The sequence below is a fragment of the Sulfitobacter noctilucicola genome, from assembly GCF_000622385.1.
GTDB lineage: Bacteria > Pseudomonadota > Alphaproteobacteria > Rhodobacterales > Rhodobacteraceae > Sulfitobacter > Sulfitobacter noctilucicola.
Map to the genome: position 1 here is coordinate 2,148,955 of NZ_JASD01000008.1, position 23,452 is coordinate 2,172,406.

Here is a 23,452-nt window from a genome sequence, read left to right on the forward strand (position 1 = left end):
TCGCTCCCTCTGGTCGCGCAGTTACCCTTAGCTTGCACATAAAACAGGCCAAAATGTGACATGTGTCCCTCTTGTCAGGACCGGTCACGGGCGATACGTCACCAAGGTATGTAAATGAAAGGCTGGCCATGTTCACGGGGATTATTACCGATATAGGCATCCTTGCCGCGCTGGAGCAGCAAGGCGATTTGCGCGCGAGGATCACGACAGGCTATGACACCACGTCCATTGACATGGGAGCTTCTATCGCCAGCGATGGTGTATGCCTGACAGTCGTTGATCTGGGGCCGGACTGGTACGAGGTGCAGATCAGCGCAGAAACTGTCAGCAAGACAAGCCTGAGCGACTGGGCCGTGGGCCGCCGCGTCAATCTGGAACGCGCCTTGAAAGTCGGGGACGAGCTGGGCGGCCATATCGTATCGGGCCATGTGGACGGTGTGGCCGAAGTCGTCGCCATGACAGAAGAGGGCGACAGCACGCGGGTGACCCTGCGCGCGCCCAAGGAACTTGCAAGGTTTATCGCGCCAAAAGGGTCGGTTGCTTTGAACGGTACATCCCTTACGGTGAACGAGGTCGACGATTGCGATTTCGGCATCAACTTCATTCCGCACACGAAAGAGGTCACGACCTGGGGTGATGTGAAAGTCGGAGACAGGATCAATCTGGAGATCGACACGCTCGCACGCTACGTCGCCCGGCTGGCGGAAATGTCATGAGGGCCGGTATCGGGCACAATCAGGGCCCTACGATGGAGCGCGGCCAGAAATGGCGCAGCTTTCAGTGGCAAAAGGCGCGGGATGCGGCGATGCCGAAAGCGGTGCCGCTGATGGTGGTAAAGATGCACGTAGCGCGTGCGCGGCAGTTGGGGCTCGACTATCCGACCTATGCGGCAGTGCGTAAAGCCACGGGGCGCGATATCATGGGATTGCTTTTTTCATCCAACGCGCTGCGCGTGGTGCGTGCCGAGGCCCCTCAGATGCCGCTTGACCGCAGCGATGCCATCGAAGCCGTCAGTGGTGCGCGCAAGCTTGCGTTGGTGCACGCGCCCATTCGCGCCGAGATTGTCCAGCAGACAAACCCTGTACTTGACCACGTTGGCGTCGCGCCAAAGTTCACGGACAGCTGGAGCGCCATGCGTGCGCATCTGGGCGGTATCATCAGCGATCAGCGCCTTGCCCGCGATCAGGTGCTGGTGATCGGTGACACCGGCCTTGAGCGTGACTGGGCCCCGGCGGCGCAGGCCGCAGGATATATCGAAGCGGCGCGCTATTTTCCTTAAAGAGTGGTGCAAAGCCCCAACCTACCTGACCGCCGAACTACCTAATAAACAAAGGACATGACATGGCATCTTCCCAAGAGCACACGGTTCTGCCCAGACCCACATTTGATAGACCTGTGAAGGTGCTGATTGTTGTGTCACCTTACTACAGTGACATTGCCGACGGGCTTTTGACCGGTGCAAAAGCAGAACTCGAAGCTGCGGGTGCGGGATATGATGTGGTCGAGATGCCCGGTGCGCTGGAAATCCCGACTGCCATAGGGATCAGCGACCGCCAGAATAACTATGATGGTTATGTCGCTCTCGGCTGTGTGATCCGCGGAGAGACGACCCACTATGAGACGGTGTGCAACGACAGCAGCCGTGCCCTGCAACTGCTGGGGCTTCAGGGCTTGTGTATCGGCAATGGAATTCTGACCGTCGAGAACAAAGAACAGGCTGACGTGCGTGCCGCCCCCGAAGGTCAGAACAAAGGCGGAGGGGCAGCAGCGGCGGCCTTGCATCTGATTGCGCTGGCCCGTAAGGGGTCGCAAACCGGCAAAGGTATCGGGTTCAAGCCACTTGGGCAGGATACGCTGATGGCGGGTGACGCGGACGGAAAGACAACAGCATGAGTTTCAAGCGATGAGCACGGGCCTGTCAGGCAATCAAAAGCGCAAGATGAAATCGGCAGCACGGCTCTATGCGGTGCAGGCCCTTTTTCAGATGGAACATTCGTCCCAGACGGTTGAAAAAGTGCGTTCGGAGTTTCTGGAGCACCGTTTTGGCGCGACATATGACGGCGACGAATTTCAGGACGGTGATATCGCGTTGTTCAGCGACATTCTGGAGACGGCTGTGAATTATCAGGCCCCGATTGACCAGCTGACCGACCGCGCGCTGGTTGCGAAATGGCCGATTGCCCGCATCGACCCGACGATCCGCGCCCTTTTTCGTGCGGCCGGAGCAGAGTTGCGCGATACGCAAACCCCTCCGAAAGTGGTGATCGTTGAATACGTTGACGTGGCAGGCGCATTCTTTCCCGATGGCAAAGAACCGTCATTCGTGAATGCTGTCCTTGATCATATGGCCAGAGAGGCCCGCCCCGAGGCATTCTAGCGCATTTGATCCATCCTCGGGCGGTGCTAGGTTGATCTTGCAAGGGGGACGTACCATGCCTGACGTGTTCAAGTTCTATATCAAACATGCTCTGATCGGATTTCTGGTCGCCGGCGTATTTGTCGGGCTACTTTTGTACTTCAACGTGGCAAATCTCTGGCACCTGATCAGCACTTCCGACATCGCAATCATGGCGCTGGTCGTGTTCTGGGCCTTGAACGGTCTGGTGTTCGGCGGCGTTCAGACTGCTGTGGCTGTGATGCTAATGGCAGAAGACCGGTCAGACGACAGCAATGGCCCGCGTGGCAACACGCCCCAGCAGGTCTTGGCGGATGGCCTGATACCGGTGCCGCAAGAAGCGACAACGCCGCCGCGATAAAGCCGATTTGCCCCTGAGGGTCGCAAAAGCCTTCGCGCTTGCCGCAGTGCAATGTTGGAGGGTGTGACGGGACCACCATTGCCGGTCGGTTTTTTATTCCCGGGGACCTGTATATACAGGTGGGCGCCAGATAAACGAACCAGGGCTCGAACAGAGCCAGCTCCCTAGGATTTGCTTAAGGCCACTGGAATGTAACGTCTCACGAACAGGGCAGTACCCGTCACCGCTCATAGGTAGGCCGGCGGTAGCGGTCCTGCAAGGGGCGGGCCTCAACTCTCTTGCGGTTCGGTGATAAATCCGTATTCGCGTAGTTCTGCCGGAACCAGCACGTAAATTTCGTCGGGTGGTGTAATCAGTGCGTGACGCATGACCAGCGGGTCGATGCCCATATCGTCCAAGTATCCCATGACCTCCCCCTGACCGCGCTGAATATCCTCTACAGCGACGAAGGCAGGCAACAGGGTGCTTTGCCCGAAATAATGTTGATGTACGCCAACAGAGCCACCTTCGGGGATGTCGCGGACGGTGCCTGCGGCCAGAACATAGGGACATGCGGAGTAGCAGATATCGCCTTCGCGCATTCTTGTCTCAATCCCCTCGGCACGGATAAACCGGCCCAGCTCAAGTGCATCCGAGACAGAACCGCCGGGCGAGTTCAGGATGATGCGTTGCGGTTGCTGGGGCAGGGCGGCGATATCCTTGGCTATGCGTGCACCGTCACCACCGGCGATTGAGCCTTCCAGCAGCACAGTTTGACCTGCTTCAACAACTGTCAGCACCAGCCGGTCAGGCAAAGCCGTATCCGGCATCGGCTGCCCCGGAGACGGGGCGCGATCCTCTCTGTACCGTCTGGTCTGGTCGCCGGGGCGGATCGGTTCGGTCAGACTGGGTGCGCGGGGGCCGAAACCGGGCAAGCTCAATCCGTTACGCAGGTCGCCCCAGAAAAGCAGGCCGCCCAGCAGGATCTGAAAAAACAGAATACCACCCAGCACACGCGCAATCGGGTTGCGGGGTTTTACATTCTCTGCGGTACTCATTTGGTCTTCAACGAGGTGACCTGAACAGTTGGCTCGGTCGGAGGAGGCTCTGAGGACCGCGCGGTTCGCACGTCCCTCGCGTCGCCTTTCATGCCAAGGTCGACGTCTCGCATCGCTGTCATCGCCGCGCGCAACTCTGCCAAGGTGAGCGTATCGGCTACGGATGAATCATTGCGGCCTGACCGGATTGCCGACTGGGTGATGGCCAGAATAAACACCAACACAGCAGGCAGCAGGTCGATCGCGATGGCACCTGCCCAGGACGGGACAAAGTTGCGGGCATAAAGAATGACCGCATCCGCGCTTGAAATAGGCGTATAGGTTGTCTCGGTTGGTGGCGGCATGGCCATAACGGCTTGGGCTGCCCGCTCCAGCGTGGTGGCGCGCTGCGCCAAGACATCAAGTACCGATGTAATGGTGGCCGTCTGTGTGCCGCGGGTCTCGGCAGAGTTTGCGTCAAGTTCGGGCAGCACCACCGAAGCGGCGAGATCCTGCGCGGCACGCTCGACCAGTGGAGCGACAGAAAGCTGGCGCAACTGGGTGATGAGACCGGCAAGGCGCACCGATTGCTCTGAAAACTCAATGGAACGGATTTCGATCGGTCCGGGCTCGACCGTCAGTGCTCGCATACGGCTCAGGATCTGGTTCCCCTCGGTGAAAGCCCGTTCTACCAGCGGCGTCTGGCTGGCAATTTGGGTTTCCAGACTGCCGAGTTCGGCCGATTTCTGGCGCAGCACACGGAAAACGGCACCACGGCCCGCAAGACCGGAGAGATTGCCGGTGGCCTCTTGTTCGCTCAGGTCCTCAAAGCTTTGCCGCACGCGGGAGACATCACGTTCAAGCCCTTGTGCTGACACGGCAATCTCGTGGGCACGCTCGAGCGACGACTGGTATTCCTGCACCGTGCGGGCAAGGTGCTGTTCAACCGCTGCGGAACCCGCAAGGGCAGCAGCGTTCAGCCAGCTGGACATGGCAACAATTGCAAGCGATCCCAGCGCCATTGCCCCAAGAAGGCCTGTCCGCGCTCTGGCAGAGCGCACAGCAGGGAAAAGCCGCAGCATGTAAGACCAGAACACAAAGATCCCCACCGACACGGCCACCGAATAGGCGATGGCGGCAAAGGCTGACATGGCACCATTATCGTCTAACAGGGAAGAAACGCCGAGGTAGGTGTAGATGCCTGAAGCTGTCGCCAAGACGCCCAAAGCCGTCCCCGTAAAGGTATCGAGCCAGCTAAGGTGGCCCTCAAGCTCTTGCGCATAGCGCACGCCGCGCGCGTTTTCGTCGGACGCTGTCATACTGATTCCCTGCCTCACATTACCCGCCTCTTAAGATAGGAGGGATGGGCAGGAATACCATTGCACGTTACAGGACTTGCCAATGTTCACGAAATGTTCATAATTTCACACATGGCTTTTGTAGATCTCAATCCGTCCTCCGTTACGCCGCAACCCGGCCAGTTGCTCGCGCGTGGCGTGGCACGACATCTGGTCAGTCACGGCTTTGCTTGCGTTGAAGAACTGGTGCCCACGCGCGGACTACGCGTAGACATCATGGCGCTTGGGCCCAAAGGTGAGATCTGGGTCGTCGAATGCAAATCCTGCCGTGCGGATTTTACCTCCGATTCCAAATGGCAAGGATATCTGGAATGGGCGGACCGGTTCTTTTGGGCAGTGGATCAAGACTTTCCGACAGAACTGCTGCCGGATGAAACAGGCCTTATCATCGGGGATGCCTACGGCGGAGAGATCATCCGCATGGGGCCAGAAACGAAACTACCGCCTGCAAGGCGCAAAGTGATGGTGCAGAAATTCGCAGTGCATGCGGCACGGCGTCTGCATTTGTTGCGCGACCCTGACATGATGCCTGCGCGGGACTAGAGGAGACGTGCCGCAAATCCGCTTTAGCGGTTTTTTGCGGCCCCGTTGACCCGGTTCGCAGCGGCTGTGATTTCTTCCGCGATTTCCAATGCCTCTTCGGGCGTGAAATCCATCGGAATCTCGATGCCGTTTCCTTCAACAAACAGCCGGACCATGCCCGCATCTGTCGGGCCGATTTGCAGGTTCGCTTCGATATCGCGTTCGTCGTTAATGCCCATGATGCACTCCGCAGTTGATGGGCGGTATCGCTAGCCTGCGGACACTTGAAAGGCAAGCGGTGCGAAGCGCATCATCAAGTATGGATAATATCTCGATTCGTAGATTTGGACCCGAGGACCGCGACTGGCTGGTCCGCGAACACCGCGATCACTATGCGCGTGCGGAGGGTTTTGACGAAGGGTTCGGTGTGCTGGTGGCGGGAATTATTGACGATTATCTCGCAGATCACGACCCTGAGTGTGAAGCCGGTTGGATTGCCTGTCAGGGGGATAAGCGTCTGGGCAGCATCTTTTGTGTGAAGCTTGACAACGAGACCGCGAAGCTCCGACTGTTCTTGCTGACCGAAGACGCGCGCGGACAAGGCTTAGGCAAGCAGTTGCTTTCCACATGCATGGGCTTCGCCAAGTCATGCGGATTTAAATCAATGACACTCTGGACGCACGAATCTCACCGGGCAGCGGGCGCGCTTTATGCAAAGACGGGCTGGTCCCTGATCTCTTCAAAACCGGTGAAATCTTTCGGGCAGGATCTTGTAGAGCAACATTGGCAGATCACACTCTGATTTTCTGTAAGGTTCGACATTTCGCTGCCGCTTGGCTCTTGCAATCCATAGCAGTGGCAGCTAAATCGACCGCGTGTGCCGCCTTAGCTCAGTTGGTTAGAGCACTGGTTTGTGGAACCAGGGGTCCCCCGTTCGAGCCGGGGAGGCGGTACCACTTCCAACAGTTTCAGGAAATCGTTGGAAGTTTCGAAAAAGAGCTTTTGCAAAGCAAAGGCGCGGTTCGACCCGATTGATATTCGAGATACCTCATCACTTGCATCGTCTGTTGTTGCACCTCTGTCCCGTCTCACCGCTCGTACCCGCGGGTTCTTGCGAAGGGATTATGGTTTTTGGTCGATTTCTACGGTCTGCTGCAAAGATCCTGTCAGGCGATCGTAAATGAGAATCTGATTTGTGTCCGTCACAATAGCGTACCAGTCTGCCCCTTGGGTAAAGGCCTGCGCCTCAACACCGACTGGTAAAGCAATCTGATCGGGCAAAACCGGTGCATCGCGGCTCAGGCGCGTGACAAGCAGACCAATCACGACTAGAACGCCGCAAATCATCACGGCGGTCAGAACCGTCACCAACCGCCGCAGAAACCGCAGGTTTGCAGGCTCAATCGGATCATCCATGTCTTTGCACCGCACCATTACATTTGTTTTCGGCGAAGCCCCGCCTTCGCGCCTTGATAAGGCGCTTGCGCGTGATGTGCCAGAGGACGCGAACCTGTCGCGCACCCGTCTTGGAAAACTGTTGGAGCAAGGAGCTGTCAAAATCGCCGGACAGGTGGTGCGGGACCCGCGCGCCCGCGTGAGCGAAGGACAGCTGGTCGAGATTGGTGTGGAAGAAGCAGAAGAAAGCCACATCGTGGCGGAGGTTATTCCGCTTGATATCGTGTTTGAGGACGCTGATCTGGTAGTGGTGAACAAGCCCGCGGGTATGGTGGTGCACCCTGCGCCGGGATCGCCATCGGGCACGCTGGTAAATGCGCTGATGGCACATTGCGGCGACAACCTCTCTGGCGTGGGTGGCATGAAGCGGCCGGGCATTGTGCACCGCATTGATAAAGAAACCAGCGGCTTGTTGGTCGTGGCCAAGTCTGATGCCGCGCATCACGGTCTGGCCAAGCAGTTCGAAAAACACACCGTTGAGCGGTACTACAAAGCGCTGGTTTATGGGGTGCCGGATGCCAATGACCCGCGTTTGCGCGGGATCAAGGGGGCCTCATTCGAGCCGGGCAATATCCTCAAGCTGACCACACAACTTGCACGCCATAAGACGGATCGGCAGCGGCAGGCTGTGTTGTTCAACGGGGGCCGCCACGCCGTAACCCGCGCGCGCACGGTCGAACGTTTCGGCACGCCGCCGCTACTCGCCTTGATGGAATGTTGGCTGGAAACGGGCCGCACCCACCAAATCCGCGTTCATATGGCGCACGCTGGTCATGGCCTTGTCGGGGATCCGACATATGGTGGCAAACGCAAGCTGCCAAAAGCAGCCCTGCCAGACATCGCTGCTGATGCGGTGAAAGCCTTTAAAAGGCAGGCCCTGCATGCTGCGGTGCTTGGGTTTGATCACCCGGTTTCGGGCGAGATCATGCGATTTGAGGCGGCTTTGCCACAAGATATGACCGACCTGCTAGATATCGTGCGACTGGCTGTTTAAGCGGGGCGGCTCGCGCGTTCGTGTAACGTTGTGTTCATATTTGTGCCCACAAAATGAACCAAACAGGCGGGTCAAACCTTGTAACCATGACACGACAAACCCATATGCATGTTAAGCCCGTAAACATCGGGCATTGAGGGAAAGGACGACACATGGCAAATTATGCAAATCTGCCGGCCCCAACACCAGAAGGTGGTTTGAACCGCTATATGCAGGAAATTCGTAAATTTCCGCTGCTGGAACCGGAAGAGGAATACATGCTCGCCAAAGCCTGGGTCGAGCAGGAAGACACTGAAGCCGCGCACAAAATGGTGACATCCCACCTGCGATTGGCGGCAAAGATCGCTATGGGATATCGCGGCTATGGTTTGCCGCAGGCCGAAGTCATTTCAGAAGCAAATGTAGGCCTGATGCAGGCGGTCAAACGCTTCGATCCCGAAAAAGGCTTCCGGCTTGCGACCTATGCGATGTGGTGGATCCGTGCATCCATTCAGGAATATATCCTGCGTTCTTGGTCCTTGGTAAAGCTGGGTACGACCTCCGGTCAGAAAAAGCTGTTCTTCAACTTGCGGAAAGCCAAAAACAAGATCGGTGCACTTGAAGAGGGCGACTTGCGTCCTGAGAACGTTGCAACCATTGCGACGCAACTTGGGGTGACCGAGGCTGAAGTCATCTCTATGAACCGGCGTATGTCGGGCGGTGATGCGTCCCTGAATGCACAGGTCGGCTCCGAAGGCGAGGGGACCATGCAATGGCAGGACTGGCTTGAGGATGAAGATGCCGATCAAGCTGGTGACTACGCCGAACGTGATGAGCTAGAAACCCGCCGCGAAATGCTTGCTGAGGCGATGGATGTGCTTAACGATCGTGAGAAGGACATCCTGACACAGCGCCGCCTGTCGGATGAAACGATCACGCTTGAAGACCTTTCAGGTCAGTATGATGTGAGCCGCGAGCGTATTCGCCAGATCGAAGTTCGCGCTTTTGAAAAGCTACAAAAGCGGATGCGTGATCTGGCCAAGGAAAAGGGGATGATGGCAACAGCCTGATTTTCGCTTAACTTGAACTGACATAGACCCTGCCTACGTAAGTGGGCAGGGTTTCGTTTTTTGGAGAATGCATATGGCTGGTGGATGGGCAAAAGACGGCGCGGTCAGCGAGCAGATCGAAGCCTCGATCAATGACGAACTGGCGCGTCTGAAGGCGCGAAAGGCACCGGTAGGGGAAAGCCGCACCCATTGTGCAGAATGCGAGGAACCTATCCCGCAGGCCCGGCGTGAGGCGCTGCCGGGAGTGAAGTTGTGTATTGATTGTGTGAACGAGCGTGACGCTCAGTTCAAAGCCCGCGGCGGCATTAACCGGCGTGGATCAAAGGACAGTCAGTTGAAGTAGCGACCTGCGCCGTGGTTTGTGTTAGAGTGGTGTGAATTCATTTGCTCGGCACTTCCATTAACTTCAGGTTAAGCTTTAATGTCTATCCGTACCGCTCTGATATCAATCTTATTTTCATCATTTTCAAGTGGACTATTGGCTGGTCCTGCGTGTCAGGCGCATGCAGGCTTTACTGCAATAGACGCCTCTCACCCGATGACTGAACTGACGCCGCGCGGGGGTGCCTCGGGAATGGCGGCGTTGCGTGGCATGGGGGTCGATACGATCATCCGCTACTACGATAACGTCGCAGAAACGTTGCCCTGCAAAACACTTGTGCCAGAAGAGACCCGCGCCATCCTCGATGCTGGCTTTAGTGTCTTGGCGGTGTTCCAACACCACAATGACAATCCCATGACCTTCGTGACACCGGGGCGTGGTACGTTAGACGCACAGCGCGCAATCGAGCTTGCGCTGGCCAACGGGCAACCCAACGGATCGGCGATCTATTTTGGTGTCGACGGTGTTGATGGGGCGCTCGAATCCGCGAATTACGAGTACGCCAAAAGCAGCGGGGGCGCGATCAGCGCATCACGAGAGGCGACGTTAAAAAGCAGCATGGGCGCAGGGGCGTACCGAAAGCACAAAGCATTCTACGAAATTTACCGTATCGAGGGCGCGGCGCTTTTCGGGGGGACGTTGGGAAAACATCGTGCGCATGACATGTTGCCCGCAATTGAGGCGTATTTCCGCGATCTTAAGAACATATTTGACAACTTTGGCAACCAGACCGGATTGCGCTTCAAGCTGGGTGCCTACGGGGGCGGATTGGTCTGTGACCATCTGCTGTCGTTGGGTCTGGCGGACTACTGCTGGCTGTCGCAATCCAAGGGGCTGGCAGGATACGACAGCTTTAATGCCTCCCAAAAATGGGTGATGCGGCAAGAATTAACGACAGTTTGCAAAGGTTGGAAATTCCGCACTGGTGGCGATTTCCAATTTGATTTTAACACCGTGAATGCCCGCACGCCGGACTACGGGCAATGGAACACGCAGACCGATTATGCCGTCCCGTTCAGCAGGCCGCTGAAGCGGGACGGCATTGGCTGTTATGCGTGGAAGGATTAATCCTCCATCGCTTCCAGTTCATCGATGAAGCCTGATATCATCGACAGACCTTTGTCCCAGAACGCCGGATCGCTTGCGTCCAGACCGAAGGGGGCCAAGAGCTCCTTGTGGTGCTTTGAGCCGCCCGCCTTGAGCATGTCGAAGTATTTCTCTTCAAAACCCTCTTCTCCCTCTGCGTATACAGCATAGAGCGCGTTTACGAGGCCATCACCGAAGGCATAGGCATAAACGTAGAAGGGTGAGTGCACGAAGTGTGGGATGTAAGCCCAGAAAGTCTCGTACCCGTCCATGAACTCAAAGGCTGGCCCAAGGCTCTCGGCCTGCACGGACATCCACAGCGCGTTGATGTCGTCAGGGGTCAGCTCTCCGTTCCGGCGTGCTGCGTGCAGCTTGCATTCGAAGTCATAAAACGCGATCTGGCGGACGACCGTATTGATCATATCCTCGACCTTGCCTGCCAACAGCACCTTGCGCTCTGTTTGGGATTTGGCGTTATCGAGCATCTTGCGGAAAGTCAGCATCTCACCAAAGACACTTGCAGTTTCTGCCAGTGTGAGGGGGGTGGATGACAACATCTCGCCTTGGCCGGCGGCCAGAACCTGATGCACGCCGTGGCCCAATTCATGCGCCAGGGTCATGACGTCGCGAGGTTTTCCCAAGTAATTGAGCATCACGTAAGGATGCACGTCTGTCACTGTAGGATGCGCAAAAGCGCCCGGTGCCTTGCCCGGTTTGACACCCGCATCAATCCAGCCGCTGTTAAAGAAAGGCTTTGCCAACTCGCCCATGCGCGGATCAAACGCGGTGTAGGCGTCCATCACCATCTTTTCGGCCGTGGGCCAATCAACAATGCGAGGGTCTTCCATCGGCAGTGGCGCGTTCCGGTCCCAGACCTGCATCACATCGAGGCCCAGCCATTTGCGCTTCAGTTCGTAGTACCGGTGGCTAAGTTTGGGGTAGGCTTTGACGACTGCGTCGCGCAGCGCTTCAACCACTTCCGGCTCTACCTGATTGCTCAGGTGACGACCTGTCTGCGCCGTTTCCATCCCACGCCAGCGATCAATGATCTCTTTCTCTTTCGCTTGCGTATTATGCACGCGGGCAAAGGTTTTGACGTTTGCGCCGAACACCTCTGCCAATTCACGGGCACCCGCCTCTCGATTGGCGCGGTCGGGGTCTGTCAGCAGGTTGAGCGTACCTTCGATGCCCATGACCTCGCCATTCACCTCAAACTCGAGCCCTGCAATCGTCTCGTCAAACATCCGCTCCCACGCATCGCCGACAACGCCGAGGTCATGCATGAATTTCTCAAGCTCGTCGGACAGTTGGTAGGGCTTCATCGCGCGAATCCGGTCGAAAATCGGCTTGTATCGCGCCAGATCTGCGTTCTTGTTCAACAGCGTGTCGAGATGGTCATCCGGCAGCTTGTTCAATTCCAAAGTGAAAAACACCAGTGGTGTGGTGAAGTTGGTGATCTTCTCTTGCGCGTCAGACATGAATTTGGCGCGGCCTGCATCTGTTGTCAGCTGGTAGTACCTTAGACCGGCAAATGACATGATCCTTCCGGCAATCTGGTTGATCTTTTCATTACGCAGCACGCATTCAAGCAGCCCGCCAGCGTCCAGTTCAGCCAGCTTGCCCTCATAATCGGCGGCAAAACTGGCACAGGCCTGCTCAAGCCAGTCAAGATCGCGTTTGAGTTCGGGCGCGTCTTCACCGGTGTACAGATCGCTCAAATCCCATTCCGGCAGATTTCCAAGGTCTTTGGAGCCACCGCCAGCATTGGCGTCACGAACGGGGAAGGGAAGCTGAAACATGTGTCATCCTATATTGTGTTTCGAGGTATCTAAGCGCGCGGACAGGCGGGAACAACCACTGCTCAACCGTAGATGCGCAGCATTTCGTTCAGATCGTCGAGCGTATTTGCTTCCGCCAGCGGTTTGTCCTGCCTCCAACGCTTCATTCGCGGGAACCTGAGGGCCACGCCTGATTTGTGACGGCTCGAGGCCTGAATGCCTTCAAACGCGATCTCAAACACATGGTGGGGCGTCACTTGCCGCACCGGACCAAAGCGTTGCTGCGTGTTTTTCCTGACCCAAGCAGTGATTTTGCGGAATTCGGCGTCAGTCAGTCCTGAATAAGCTTTTGTGAAAGGCACCAGATCATCGCCATTGCGTACAGCAAAGGTGAAATCGGTGAACAGGTTCGCGCGCCGACCGGAGCCGGACTGTGCATAAATCATGACGGCGTCTATGGTCAGTGGATCAAGTTTCCACTTCCACCAGTCGCCTTTCTTGCGGCCCGATAGGTAAGGGCTGTCCGCACGTTTCAACATGAGGCCTTCGGCGTTTTCGTCGCGTGCAGTGCTTCGTAGGCTGGCCAATGTGTCCCAATCCTCGAAGCGGTGCTGCGGTGATAGCTTGACCGGCGCATCTTCTGGTAGGTCAGCGCATGCCGCCTCAAGTAACGAACGGCGCTCTGCAAAAGGCAGCTGCCTGATGTCTTCTCCTTGCCATTCCAGCAGATCGTACGCATGCAACACAACCGGCGCTTCCGCTAATAGCTTCTTTGGCACCGTCTTGCGTCCGATCCGGGCTTGTAGCGCGTTGAAAGATGAGGGCTTCTCTTTATGAGCGGGCCAAACCAGAAGTTCACCATCCAAAACGGTCCCTGAAGGCAAGTGATCTATGGCGCTGACCAGTTCCGGAAAACGGTCGGTCATCAACTCCTCACCGCGTGACCAGACAAAGTAATCACCATCCCGAAGGATCAATTGACCTCTGATCCCATCCCACTTCCATTCCGCGCGCCAATCTTCAGGCTCTCCCAGCGGTTCGGGTCCGTCTTCGAGCGCGTGAGCGAGGTAGAAGGGGTAGGGACGCGAGGCGTCGGCACTTGCGTCCTCCGCCTCAATCAAGCTGTGCCACGTGTCGGTATCAGGGTGCCAGTTCCCCATCAAACGGTGCGCCATCTCAGGCTCGGGTTTACCGGTCGCCTGCGCCAAGGCACGGGTCATCAGTTTCTGGCTCACCCCCATGCGGAAACCGCCTGTGATCAGCTTATTGAAGACGAACCGCTCAGTGCCGCCAAGCTGTCGCCATGCCTGCAAAACGAATGCCTTCCGCGCATCATCGTCGACTTCGGAAAGGCTGCGCAGGTCGCTGATCCACTGCGACAGGGATTGGTTGCTGACCGCAGCATTCTCCGGCAGAACGAGGGCAATAGTCTCCGCCAAGTCACCGACGATGGCGTAGCTTTCCTCAAACAACCACAGCGGCACCTCACCGACTTCCGCAGCCCATTCCCGCAGGCGGGTCGCGGTTACAGCCCGCTTGGGGCGCCGACCGGAAAACAGCGCGACAGTCCAAAGCTTATCGTCATCCTCCGCCTCCACAAAATAGGCGGCAAGTGCTGCAACTTTGACAGTTGTTTTTGTGCTCTGATCAATGGCGTTAAAGAGGGCGGCAAAACGTTTCATGCGTCCTCCGACTGATCCAGAGATTCACCTTCGAACTGTGTCGGTACAACCTGAGCATTCCAACCGTTTTCGTTCAAGTATCGCATGAAGATATCAGTATAACCATGTGTTACATAAATATTTTCCGCGCCCGTCTTTTTGATGGCGGACAGAAGGCCATTCCAGTCGGCATGATCCGATATGATAAATCCGCGATCACCTGCACGGCGCCTGCGAATACCGCGCACAGCCATCCAGCCGCTGGCAAAAGCAGTCTCTTGCGGTCCGAACTTCCGCGCCCAAGCGCTGCCCATCGCCGAGGGTGGCGTGATGACGATTGCGCCGGGGTGGTCCTTGTGAACCAGTTCTGCATCTGCCTGAACTGTATCGGGTAATGTGATGCCTTGATCACGCATGATCCGGTTTGTGTGTTCAATCGCTGTATGGGTCAGGATCGGACCAATATTCGGGTCCAGCATTGTCATGAGCCGCTGCGCCTTGCCCAAGGCGTAAGCGCCCAGAAACGCGGTCTTTCCTTGCGCAGCACAACCGGCCCACCACGTGTTAATCTGTGCGGCAATGTCGCTTTGCGGTGCCCAGCGGAAAACAGGCAAACCAAAGGTACTTTCGGTGATAAAGTGGTGGCAGCGCACAGGCTCGAACGGGTCGCTTAGCCCGTCATCGATAACCTTGTAGTCGCCTGAAGCTACGAAAACCTCGCCTGCAACTTCTACCCTGATCTGCGCGGAGCCCGGCACATGGCCTGCCGGATGGAAGGAAACGAGGGCGTCACCGATCTTACGGACTTCTCCATATGCGATGCTCTCAGCCGAAATATCCCCAAGTCTGTGGCGCATAACAGGCAAAGCGATGTCAGTGGCAAGATATGTCCCCATCCCCCAACGTGCGTGATCCGCATGGCCGTGCGTAATCAGCGCACGGTCAACGGGCCGCCATGGATCAATATAGAAATCACCGGCGGGGCAGTAGATGCCTTTGTCTGTGAAGGTAAGAACGGGTGTGCGTGTCATGCCAGAAGAAGTAAGGCAGACTTGCGCTTTGCAAAGGGGTCAGGTTGTGACTGTACCCAGAAAATGCTGTTCGAGGCCGTCAAGAACAGGTACGCGAATGGCCTCTTGCTCCATCAGGATCTCATGTTCTGCGCCTTGAACCAGCTCAAGCCGCCCTCCGGTCCAATTCTCCATCCGTTCGTGGATCGGGGGCAGGGCGACAATGCGCTCGTTTGTGCCCAGCCACGTGAGTGAGGGCAGATTCGGAGCAGCGCGGCCGGCCAAGTGGTTGGTCTCCGCGAAGGCTTCGCGCAGCCAGACATAGCTTGGTCCACCAAGCGACAATTCGGGGTGAGCCTCCAGCTGATCCCGCATCATATCGAACATTTGGCGGTCAGTGGTAAGCATATTGTCTTCGAAAGGCGCTGCTATGACATAGGGTTCCTTGACCGTGCCCGGAGGCATGCCATGCCCTTTGCCGATCCGCGGCATGGCATGGGCCAAAGTTTTTGCCAGCACCCGCAGATGCGGTTTGACGTAAATGCCCCACATCGGGCCGGTAAATGCCGCAGCCTGAACGCCCATGCCTTCCATCACAGCCCGCAAGCCGATGCAGCCCCCCATAGAGTGCGCGAGCAGAAAGTAAGGACGCGGCAGATGCAGTGCGCGCGCGGCCCGCATCATCGCGGCCACGTCTTTTTGATAGTCGGTAAAGGCCTCTACATGCCCGATCAGCGGATCGGGGATCAGGCGGTCCGCAAGCCCTTGTCCGCGCCAGTCAACAGCCATAGTGGCCAATCCGCGTGCCGCAAGATCACGCGCTGTGACGCCATATTTTTCAATATATTCCGTGCGACCGGGAAACAGCAGCACGGTGCCTTTCGCCCCTTCGAGAGGCCAGTGACCGACCCTGATCCGTTTCTGATCAGAGGTGACCGCCCAATGCGCAACCCCGCCCTCGGGGCCGGGATGCACATCGGTAAACAGGGGGGCCGGTGTCAGGTCCATCAGGCCAGTACAGAAGCCAGCTTCATCGCCATGCCCATGTCACCGTCAACTTTCAGCTTGCCGGTCATAAAGGCGGAGGTGGCGTTCAATTCACCTTCAAGGATTTCACGGAAAGTGTCGGCATCTGCGCTCAACGTCACGTCGGCTTCTTCGTCTGCAGCACGGGCTCCGGTGGAGTCCATCATCACGGCACCTTCGCCTTCAATGTCAAACTTGGCTGTGCCGTCAAAATCGGCCCCCGCCAACTTTTCATTCAGTGCCACAACCGCCTGGTCAATAATATCGCTCATCGTACGCCCTTTTTGGCAAAATGGTGCCGGCACGTCTGGATTTGTGGCGGCAGCCTGTTACATTCACTGTTGTTATGCGCATCTTACCCGTCAACCTCAAACGTCACCTTACGGCACTCAGCGCCGCTGTGTTGCTATGCAGCACAGGTTTCGCGGATGCTGCGACGTCAGAACTCTTGCATAGGTTGAAAAATGCTGATCCGGCAGAGGCCGCCCGCCTGAACAAGGAAATCAAGCTTGAGTGGGCGAAATCCGGGTCTGCAGCGATGGACTTGCTTTTGCGGCGGGGACGCGAAGCGTTGACCGAGGAAGACTACGGTCTCGCTATTGAGCATCTCACGGCGCTCACGGATCACGCCCCCCGATTTGCCGAAGGGTTCCACGCCCGTGCAGAAGCGTATTTCCGGTCCGATCTTTACGGTCCTGCGCTGGATGATCTTGAAACAGTGCTTGCGCTAAACCCCGACCATTACGAAGCGATCTTTGGACTTGCAGTAATGTTTCAACAATTCGGTAATTTGCGGCAAGCTGCCAAACTTTATCGTCAGGTATTGGCCATCCATCCCAATCACGAGAATGCTGCAAAAGCGCTCAGCGGGCTGAAACGCGACGGCATTGGCCGCGAACTCTGATCGGGGACAGACGTGTCGAACCAAGGTAGGGTTGTGGCCGTTCTGGGCCCGACCAACACAGGCAAAACCACCTACGCAATCGAACGGATGCTGGGGCATCGCACAGGTGTTATCGGTCTGCCGCTTCGTCTGCTGGCGCGGGAGGTGTATGACCGCATCGTAGCGCTGCGCGGCCCGTCTGTCGTTGCATTGGTAACCGGCGAAGAGCGGATCGTGCCACCGCGCACCCAATATTGGGTCTGCACGGTCGAGGCGATGCCGGAGGGTATGGGCGCGGACTTCCTCGCAATTGACGAGATACAGCTTTGTGCGGACCCCGAACGCGGGCATGTCTTTACTGACCGGCTGCTCCGTTCAAGAGGCTTGCATGAGACGCTTTTTCTCGGCGCGGACACGATGCGGGGCACCATTAATGCACTGGTGCCCCACGTCGAGCACATCAAACGGGAGCGAATGTCTGAACTTATCTATTCTGGTCAGAAAAAGATAAGTAGAATGCGCCCTCGAAGTGCAATAGTCGGATTTTCGGTTGAAAATGTATATGCCATCGCTGAGCTGATCCGCCGGCAGAAGGGGGGTGCCGCGGTTGTTATGGGCGCGCTTTCGCCCCGTACGCGCAATGCCCAAGTCGACATGTACCAGAACGGTGAAGTGGACTATCTCGTGGCGACTGACGCTATCGGCATGGGGCTGAATCTGGACGTTGACCATGTCGCATTCTCTGCGCTGTCGAAATTCGACGGGCGCCGGATGCGCCCCTTGGCACCGAACGAGTTGGCGCAGATCGCGGGACGTGCTGGACGCGGGTTCAAAAGCGGAACCTTTGGCACAACAGGTGATGCGCCCGCGCTAGACGACGGTGTGGCGCGTGCGATTATGGATCACAACTTCACCCCGCAGAACAAGATCAACTGGCGCAACCACGCTCTGCAATTTGGCTCGATCGACCGGCTTATTTCAACGCTTGAGGCAAAGCCCGATGACGAAAGGCTAGTTCGTGCGCGAGAGGCCGATGACCTAAAGGCATTGAAAACACTGGGGCAGGTGGATGAAGTATTCGCACGCTGTACCAATGGCCCTTCGGTCAAGCTGCTTTGGGATGTCTGTCGCATCCCCGATTTTCGCGGGATCAGCAGTGCGGAACATGCCAGCCTGCTTGAGAGCATATTCATCGACCTGCACCAGCGCGGAACGATCCAGGATGACTGGCTAGCACGGCAAATTAAAAGAATTGATCGAACCGATGGCGACATTGATGCGTTGTCCAAACGATTGGCGTTTATACGCACATGGACATACGTGGCGCAGCGCAAAGGCTGGACAAAAGACGAAAGCCATTGGCGCGGGGCCACTCGTGTCGTAGAAGACCGCCTATCAGACGCCCTGCACGAGCGTTTGACCCAAAGATTTGTAGACCGGCGCACATCCGTGCTTTTGCGCCGGCTAGGACAGAAGGAAGCCATGGTGGCCGAAGTAAGCGATACCGGTGAAGTAACCGTCGAAGGCGAATTTGTAGGCAAACTGGACGGATTCCGTTTCCGTGCCGACAAAGGTGCGGGCGGTGCTGAAGAGAAAACGATCAAATCCGCAGCGTTGCAAGCGCTGGCACCACAGTTTCATTTGCGGGCTGACCGTTTTTATAACGCGCCCGACACCGAGATTGATTTCACCGAACAAGGTGGCCTGATGTGGGGCAGCTCGGCTGTCGGCAAGCTGGTTGCCGGCCAAGACGCGCTCAAGCCGCAGGTTGAGGTGTTCGTCGATGATGTCGCCGGACCGGAGGTTGCCCAGAAGGTTCAGCGCCGGCTGCAACACTTCATTGACCGCAAGGTCGCGGCCCTGTTTGAACCTTTGTTGGGGCTTGCGTCCGACGAGGCCTTGAGCGGCCTCGCACGCGGGTTTGCGTTTCAAATGGTCGAGAGTTTCGGCGTTCTGCCGCGTTCGAAAGTTGCAGACGACGTAAAGTCACTGGATCAGGACGCTCGTGGTGCGTTGCGCAAACATGGTATCCGGTTCGGTCAGTTCACCATCTTCATGCCACTGCTGCTAAAGCCCGCTCCTACGCGTCTGCGCCTTGTGTTGTGGTCACTTTCCAAGGGTTTGACCGAATTTCCCGAAGCGCCCCCTCCAGGCTTGGTTACGATTCCGGTCGATGCTGGTGCGCCTGAGGGTGCCGATACAATGTCCGGCTACCGCAACGCCGGCACACGGGCGATCCGTATCGACATGCTGGAACGTCTCGCAGACATGCTGCGTACCGAAGATTCGCGCGGTGGGTTTGAAGCGAAGGCTGACATGCTGTCGATCACTGGCATGACGCTGGAACAGTTTGCCGATCTGATGGGCGGGCTCGGGTATCAAGCCGAGAAAGACGAACGCGTTAAAGCGAAGCCGGTCACGGAAGTGGTGCCGGAGGCCGAAACCGACACTGCCGCCAGTACGCCAGTTATGGACGTTGCCGCAAAGGCGGCCGATGGGGCAATCACGGGGGACGCAGAGGTCCCACCGGCCGATCCGGTTGATAAAATCATTGATGACGGCATCGCGCCGATTGCATCAGAGGCTGCCGAGCATCCAGAGCAAGAGCCTGCGATTGCGGACACATCCGAGACGGAGATCATGCCAGGCACTGCGCCGGATGCAGCCGTTGATGCAACGGAGATGGAAGTTTTTTATATCTTCACTTGGGGCCGTCCCGCCCGTAGCAAACCCAATCCGCGCCGTCAGACTGGTGACAAGCCGCGTGGCAAGGGCAAACCCGCACAGGGCAAGGGCCGTAAGGGCGGTGGCAAATCGGACAAGGCGCAGAACTTCTCGGCCAGACCACCGAGGAAAGAAAAAGCCATCGATCCGGATAACCCCTTTGCAGCAGCATTGATGGGGTTGAAGGACAACAAGTAAGTGTCCGGAACGAATGACAAACTGCGCGTGGACAAATGGTTGTGGCACGCGCGGTTTTTCAAGACACGGACCCTCGCGGCATCACGTGTCAAAACGGGCAACGTGCGGATAAACGGAACAACTACTCACAAACCTTCCAGCACTGTGTGCAAAACGGATGTGCTGACCTTCGCACAAGGGGATGACATTCGCGTGATCCAGATAGATGCCTTGGGCGAACGCCGCGGACCGGCTCCCGAAGCGCAAACGCTCTACACAGATTTGTCCCCGCCACAGCCCAAAGAAAAGAACATTCGATCTGAGAATCCGGCGTTTGACGGGAAGGGGCGCCCGACCAAGAAGGATCGTCGCACCCTTGATCTTTCTAAGGCCCGCCATCTTGAATGATGTTGCACCCTGATTTAGTCAGTGGCCTAGCTTTCCTGACAGAGACCTCTCCATGACCTATATCGTGAACGACAGCTGCATCGCCTGCAAATATACCGACTGCGTCGAAGTCTGTCCGGTGGACTGCTTCTACGAAGGCGAGAACATGCTGGTTATTCACCCGGACGAGTGCATCGATTGCGGTGTATGCGAGCCCGAGTGTCCTGCAGATGCGATCCGCCCCGACACGGAGCCAGATATGGACAAATGGGTCGAGTTCAATCGCAAGTATTCCGAAATTTGGCCGGTCATCATCACCAAGAAAGATCCGCTGCCGGAAGCCGAAGAGCGCGATGGCGAAGCGGGCAAGCTTGAGAAGTACTTTTCCGAAGCGCCCGGCGAGGGCGGCTGATTCGCGCACCTACATCCTTTGGGCTTTTGGTAATTTGAATGGTTTCAGTGGTTTACGCTGAAATTAAGGCTGATCCTGCCCAACTTTCAGATTGCCCGTTTTTATGCTATGATAGTGTAAAGCTATAACGGACAAACGGTCGACATGAACGATAACGATTACAACACTACTTTGATCGACTGACCTAACCCATCTGATATGACGCACCCAAACGCGGGCCATCCGGCCATCGTTTGCTTGCGTTTTTCTGTTGTCTGCTACAGCGCCACGTTTTCCGCGGGTACCCCGCACCATAGGAGCCACTACATGTCTAAATCTAAAAAGCTTGATTTCCGCCCCAGCGAATTCGTCGTCTATCCGGCCCACGGTGTTGGCCAGATCGTCTCGGTCGAAGAGCAAGAAGTCGCGGGCATCACGCTTGAGCTGTTTGTGATCGCGTTCGAAAAAGACAAGATGACGCTGCGGGTGCCGACACATAAGGCCACGGAAATCGGGATGCGCGCACTTAGCAGCCCTGATGTAATTGCCCATGCCATGAAGACCCTCAAGGGCAAGGCCAAGGTCAAGCGGGCGATGTGGTCCCGTCGTGCGCAAGAGTATGAGCAAAAGATCAACTCGGGCGACCTGATTGCGATTGCCGAAGTTGTCCGTGACCTGCACCGCACAGACGATCAGCGCGAGCAGAGCTATTCCGAACGTCAGTTGTACGAAGCGGCGCTTGAGCGTTTGACGCGCGAAGTCGCGGCTGTCGCCGGTGGCGACGAAGCTGGTGCCGCAAAGCAGATCGGTGATGTGCTCGAAAGCCGTATCGCCGCGTAAGCTGCACAACTGACCAATACATATTCAGCGCTGTCCCCACCGCAGGGGGCGGCGCTTTTCTATATGGAGGCGCTAAGGCAAGCCAGCAGCAATGCGGTTTCAAGCATTTGTTGGGTTGCTCCCAGAACATCCCCGGTCTGACCTCCGATCTTTGCCTTTGCGATCCGTCCCACGATGAACGTGACGATAAGGCTGAGGGCCAAGAGACCTGTCAGAGGGGCAGGTGTTATCAGTAGCGCCACAGTGCCGATAGCCAATGCGGTCAACGTAGCACCTATTGGTGGACGACCTGTGCGGCCCGACAACCCAGACGCACGCGCGACCGGCAAGGCGTACATCACCCAAACCATCCCAGCGCGTGACACGATGGCGGCTCCTATCAGGGCGTAGGGCCATGAAGGCGATAGCATAAGTGTGGCCAGAGCGGCCCATCTCAGCCCCAGTGAAACAATGAGCGCAATAACACCATATGTTCCGATCTGGCTGTCTTTCATGATTTCCAGCCGCCGCTCGCGCGTCCAGCCACCCCAGAAACCGTCTGCGCAATCAGCAAGACCATCTTCGTGCAGCGCACCTGTGCTCAGTATTCCACCCAAGAAGCCGATAAACGCGGCTGCTGATGGCGGAAGACCTAAAGCAAGGGCCAGATATCCCGCGATGATAATAACGCCCGCCACTGCCACGCCGGTCAACGGATAGGCCCAAGCGGCATGTGCTGCTGGCCGGGGGTCTTGTGCGTCAAAGGCGGGGTAGGGCAACGGCAGGCGGGTCAACAACCCGAATGCAGTCCAGATATCACGCAACTCGGGGCGAAAGGCACGAGGGGGCATGTCGTTTCCAGTCATTATTGTGCCTTTCGGCCCCTTCCTGTCAGGTGACGCTGTGGGTAGACAGAGGTCACACACTATTCAAGCGCGAGCATGCCAATGACCGATTATTTTGCAACCCTGTCCGAGTTTCGCGCACTGCTCAAGGCGCAGCCAGATCCTGATCCGCAAGCGCTTGCGGCGGCGGCGGATCACAACATGCAACTGACCAAACCCCCCGCCGCATTGGGGCAGCTTGAAGATCTCGCTCTGTGGTACCGCAGTTGGCGTGCAGGGCCGCTGACCGCTATTGCCGCCCCACAGGTGATAGTCTTTGCCGGGAACCACGGTGTCGCCGCGCGAGGGGTTTCGGCCTTTCCGGCGGAAGTGACTGCGCAGATGGTGATGAACTTCGAACATGGCGGTGCCGCGATCAATCAGATCGCAGGCAGTGTCGGCGCGATGCTGGACGTGGTGTCGATTGACCTTGACCGGCCTACCGATGATTTCACCCAAGGTCCTGCGATGTCAGAGGCCGACTTTTTGACGGCGCTCAAGCAGGGCTGGGACGCAGTCAACCCAAGCGCGGACCTGCTGGTGGTCGGCGAAATGGGGATTGCAAATACGACCGCTGCCGCCGCGCTCGCTTGCGCGATGTTAGGCGGCGAAGCGGCCGATTGGACCGGTCGCGGCACAGGTGTGGATGATGCGGGACTAACCCTTAAGACCAAAGTGGTGGCCGAAGGCGTGGTTTTGCATCAGGGGCAGGGCGACGGGATGGAGACATTGCGCCGTCTGGGCGGGCGCGAGATTGCAGCGATGGCAGCAGCGATTGCCCGCGCGCGCCACCTGCGTATTCCCGTGATCCTTGACGGTTTTATCTGTTCTGCGGCGGCGCTAGCGCTTGTCAAAACCCAAGATGGTGCGCTGGATCATACGGTCGCAGGACATCTGAGTGCCGAAGGGGCGCATGACAAGCTGTTGCAGGCATTGGGAAAAAAGCCCCTGCTAAGTCTAGGACTGCGACTTGGAGAAGCTTCGGGCGGTGCGCTCGCGATCGGCATCCTGAAGGCTGCCTTGGCGTGTCATGCGGGCATGGCGACCTTTGCACAGGCAGGCGTGACCGACGCCTAGCAGACGGGCACAAATAG

At 57.2% G+C, this 23,452-nt stretch carries 27 protein-coding genes, 1 tRNA gene and 1 other RNA gene; 18 read left to right on the plus strand and 11 right to left on the minus strand.

The annotated features are described in order from the left end of the window. Nucleotides 1-128: 128 nt before the first annotated feature. The 5 genes from Z946_RS0114145 (at nt 129) to Z946_RS0114165 (ending at nt 2,756) form a co-directional block, all read left to right on the plus strand. Nucleotides 129-716, plus strand: coding sequence for a riboflavin synthase (locus Z946_RS0114145; RefSeq protein ID WP_025056383.1), 588 nt, complete (start codon nt 129-131; stop codon nt 714-716). Continuing rightward, a complete protein-coding gene (locus Z946_RS0114150) occupies nt 713-1,279 on the plus strand; it encodes a hypothetical protein (protein ID WP_025056384.1) in 567 nt (188 codons plus the stop codon). Before Z946_RS0114145 ends, Z946_RS0114150 begins: the two co-directional genes overlap by 4 nt. 62 nt (nt 1,280-1,341) lie before the next feature. After that, nucleotides 1,342-1,893: a 6,7-dimethyl-8-ribityllumazine synthase gene (locus Z946_RS0114155; protein ID WP_025056385.1), complete on the plus strand. Its 552-nt coding sequence runs from the start codon at nt 1,342-1,344 to the stop codon at nt 1,891-1,893. Between the two features lie 10 nt (nt 1,894-1,903). After that, complete coding sequence (gene nusB, locus Z946_RS0114160) at nt 1,904-2,377, plus strand: transcription antitermination factor NusB (protein WP_025056386.1); 474 nt, start codon at nt 1,904-1,906, stop codon at nt 2,375-2,377. A gap of 55 nt (nt 2,378-2,432) precedes the next feature. Beyond that, nucleotides 2,433-2,756, plus strand: coding sequence for a hypothetical protein (locus Z946_RS0114165; RefSeq protein ID WP_025056387.1), 324 nt, complete (start codon nt 2,433-2,435; stop codon nt 2,754-2,756). A 65-nt stretch (nt 2,757-2,821) separates the two neighbouring features. On the opposite strand, the gene ssrS is transcribed toward Z946_RS0114165, so the two are convergent. From ssrS to Z946_RS0114175, 3 genes are all read right to left on the minus strand, one after another. Beyond that, nucleotides 2,822-2,976, minus strand: a non-coding RNA gene (gene ssrS / locus Z946_RS21430) — 6S RNA. A 49-nt stretch (nt 2,977-3,025) separates the two neighbouring features. Beyond that, complete coding sequence (locus Z946_RS0114170) at nt 3,026-3,793, minus strand: COG3904 family protein (RefSeq protein ID WP_025056388.1); 768 nt, start codon at nt 3,791-3,793, stop codon at nt 3,026-3,028. After that, nucleotides 3,790-5,091: a hypothetical protein gene (locus Z946_RS0114175; RefSeq protein ID WP_025056389.1), complete on the minus strand. Its 1,302-nt coding sequence runs from the start codon at nt 5,089-5,091 to the stop codon at nt 3,790-3,792. Before Z946_RS0114175 ends, Z946_RS0114170 begins: the two co-directional genes overlap by 4 nt. Nucleotides 5,092-5,202: 111 nt before the next feature. On the opposite strand from Z946_RS0114175, the gene Z946_RS0114180 reads away from it, so the two are divergent. After that, complete coding sequence (locus Z946_RS0114180) at nt 5,203-5,673, plus strand: MmcB family DNA repair protein (protein WP_025056390.1); 471 nt, start codon at nt 5,203-5,205, stop codon at nt 5,671-5,673. Nucleotides 5,674-5,696: 23 nt separating this feature from the next. Here the strand turns inward: Z946_RS0114180 and Z946_RS0114185 are convergent, their stop codons facing one another. After that, nucleotides 5,697-5,891, minus strand: a complete 195-nt coding sequence (locus tag Z946_RS0114185; protein ID WP_025056391.1) for a DUF6324 family protein — start codon at nt 5,889-5,891, stop codon at nt 5,697-5,699. Nucleotides 5,892-5,971: 80 nt separating this feature from the next. Between Z946_RS0114185 and Z946_RS0114190 the strand changes: the two genes are divergently transcribed. Continuing rightward, the gene (locus Z946_RS0114190; protein WP_025056392.1) at nt 5,972-6,454 is read left to right on the plus strand and encodes a GNAT family N-acetyltransferase; all 483 of its coding nucleotides are present in this window, start codon (nt 5,972-5,974) and stop codon (nt 6,452-6,454) included. A gap of 77 nt (nt 6,455-6,531) precedes the next feature. Next, a tRNA-His gene (locus tag Z946_RS0114195) sits at nt 6,532-6,608 on the plus strand. 166 nt (nt 6,609-6,774) lie between these two features. Here the strand turns inward: Z946_RS0114195 and Z946_RS0114200 are convergent. Continuing rightward, a complete protein-coding gene (locus tag Z946_RS0114200) occupies nt 6,775-7,068 on the minus strand; it encodes a DUF6476 family protein (RefSeq protein WP_037969209.1) in 294 nt (97 codons plus the stop codon). On the opposite strand from Z946_RS0114200, the gene Z946_RS0114205 reads away from it, so the two are divergent. The 4 genes from Z946_RS0114205 (at nt 7,067) to Z946_RS0114220 (ending at nt 10,600) form a co-directional block, all read left to right on the plus strand. After that, the gene (locus Z946_RS0114205) at nt 7,067-8,101 is read left to right on the plus strand and encodes an RluA family pseudouridine synthase (RefSeq protein WP_025056394.1); all 1,035 of its coding nucleotides are present in this window, start codon (nt 7,067-7,069) and stop codon (nt 8,099-8,101) included. The two genes, Z946_RS0114200 and Z946_RS0114205, sit on opposite strands and share 2 nt — an antisense overlap. A 152-nt stretch (nt 8,102-8,253) precedes the next feature. Further along, nucleotides 8,254-9,150: an RNA polymerase sigma factor RpoH gene (rpoH, locus tag Z946_RS0114210; RefSeq protein WP_025056395.1), complete on the plus strand. Its 897-nt coding sequence runs from the start codon at nt 8,254-8,256 to the stop codon at nt 9,148-9,150. A 73-nt stretch (nt 9,151-9,223) separates the two neighbouring features. Beyond that, nucleotides 9,224-9,493 (plus strand): DksA/TraR family C4-type zinc finger protein, encoded by a 270-nt coding sequence (locus tag Z946_RS0114215; protein ID WP_025056396.1) that lies wholly within the window; start codon nt 9,224-9,226, stop codon nt 9,491-9,493. 195 nt (nt 9,494-9,688) lie between these two features. Next, complete coding sequence (locus tag Z946_RS0114220) at nt 9,689-10,600, plus strand: glycoside hydrolase domain-containing protein (protein WP_025056397.1); 912 nt, start codon at nt 9,689-9,691, stop codon at nt 10,598-10,600. On the opposite strand, the gene Z946_RS0114225 is transcribed toward Z946_RS0114220, so the two are convergent. The 5 genes from Z946_RS0114225 to Z946_RS0114245 all read right to left on the minus strand — a co-directional run bounded on the left by Z946_RS0114225 (nt 10,597) and on the right by Z946_RS0114245 (nt 16,365). After that, on the minus strand, nt 10,597-12,417 hold the full coding sequence (locus Z946_RS0114225) for a M3 family oligoendopeptidase (RefSeq protein ID WP_025056398.1): 1,821 nt from the start codon (nt 12,415-12,417) through the stop codon (nt 10,597-10,599). The genes Z946_RS0114220 and Z946_RS0114225 overlap by 4 nt on opposite strands. 62 nt (nt 12,418-12,479) lie before the next feature. Next, nucleotides 12,480-14,078, minus strand: a complete 1,599-nt coding sequence (locus tag Z946_RS0114230; RefSeq protein WP_025056399.1) for an ATP-dependent DNA ligase — start codon at nt 14,076-14,078, stop codon at nt 12,480-12,482. Continuing rightward, nucleotides 14,075-15,088, minus strand: coding sequence for a ligase-associated DNA damage response exonuclease (locus Z946_RS0114235; protein ID WP_025056400.1), 1,014 nt, complete (start codon nt 15,086-15,088; stop codon nt 14,075-14,077). The genes Z946_RS0114230 and Z946_RS0114235 overlap by 4 nt, the downstream gene beginning before the upstream one ends. Before the next feature lie 39 nt (nt 15,089-15,127). Further along, nucleotides 15,128-16,075, minus strand: a complete 948-nt coding sequence (locus Z946_RS0114240; protein ID WP_025056401.1) for an alpha/beta fold hydrolase — start codon at nt 16,073-16,075, stop codon at nt 15,128-15,130. After that, nucleotides 16,075-16,365, minus strand: coding sequence for an SCP2 sterol-binding domain-containing protein (locus Z946_RS0114245; protein ID WP_025056402.1), 291 nt, complete (start codon nt 16,363-16,365; stop codon nt 16,075-16,077). Before Z946_RS0114245 ends, Z946_RS0114240 begins: the two co-directional genes overlap by 1 nt. A gap of 74 nt (nt 16,366-16,439) precedes the next feature. Here Z946_RS0114245 and Z946_RS0114250 point away from each other — a divergent pair, with 74 nt between their 5' ends. From Z946_RS0114250 to Z946_RS0114270, 5 genes are all read left to right on the plus strand, one after another. After that, nucleotides 16,440-16,997 (plus strand): tetratricopeptide repeat protein, encoded by a 558-nt coding sequence (locus tag Z946_RS0114250; protein ID WP_025056403.1) that lies wholly within the window; start codon nt 16,440-16,442, stop codon nt 16,995-16,997. Nucleotides 16,998-17,030: 33 nt separating this feature from the next. After that, nucleotides 17,031-19,898 (plus strand): helicase-related protein, encoded by a 2,868-nt coding sequence (locus Z946_RS0114255; protein ID WP_174416556.1) that lies wholly within the window; start codon nt 17,031-17,033, stop codon nt 19,896-19,898. Further along, on the plus strand, nt 19,899-20,285 hold the full coding sequence (locus Z946_RS0114260; protein WP_025056405.1) for an RNA-binding S4 domain-containing protein: 387 nt from the start codon (nt 19,899-19,901) through the stop codon (nt 20,283-20,285). It abuts the gene before it with no gap. A 52-nt stretch (nt 20,286-20,337) separates the two neighbouring features. Further along, the gene (gene fdxA, locus Z946_RS0114265) at nt 20,338-20,676 is read left to right on the plus strand and encodes a ferredoxin FdxA (RefSeq protein WP_025056406.1); all 339 of its coding nucleotides are present in this window, start codon (nt 20,338-20,340) and stop codon (nt 20,674-20,676) included. 306 nt (nt 20,677-20,982) lie between these two features. Then, nucleotides 20,983-21,495, plus strand: coding sequence for a CarD family transcriptional regulator (locus Z946_RS0114270; protein WP_025056407.1), 513 nt, complete (start codon nt 20,983-20,985; stop codon nt 21,493-21,495). Nucleotides 21,496-21,554: 59 nt separating this feature from the next. Here the strand turns inward: Z946_RS0114270 and cobS are convergent, their stop codons facing one another. Further along, nucleotides 21,555-22,340 (minus strand): adenosylcobinamide-GDP ribazoletransferase, encoded by a 786-nt coding sequence (gene cobS / locus Z946_RS0114275; RefSeq protein ID WP_025056408.1) that lies wholly within the window; start codon nt 22,338-22,340, stop codon nt 21,555-21,557. An 81-nt stretch (nt 22,341-22,421) separates the two neighbouring features. On the opposite strand from cobS, the gene cobT reads away from it, so the two are divergent. After that, nucleotides 22,422-23,435 carry a nicotinate-nucleotide--dimethylbenzimidazole phosphoribosyltransferase gene (cobT, locus tag Z946_RS0114280; protein WP_025056409.1) on the plus strand — a complete coding sequence of 338 codons (1,014 nt, stop codon included), beginning with the start codon at nt 22,422-22,424 and terminating at the stop codon, nt 23,433-23,435. The last annotated feature ends 17 nt before the right edge of the window (nt 23,436-23,452 follow it).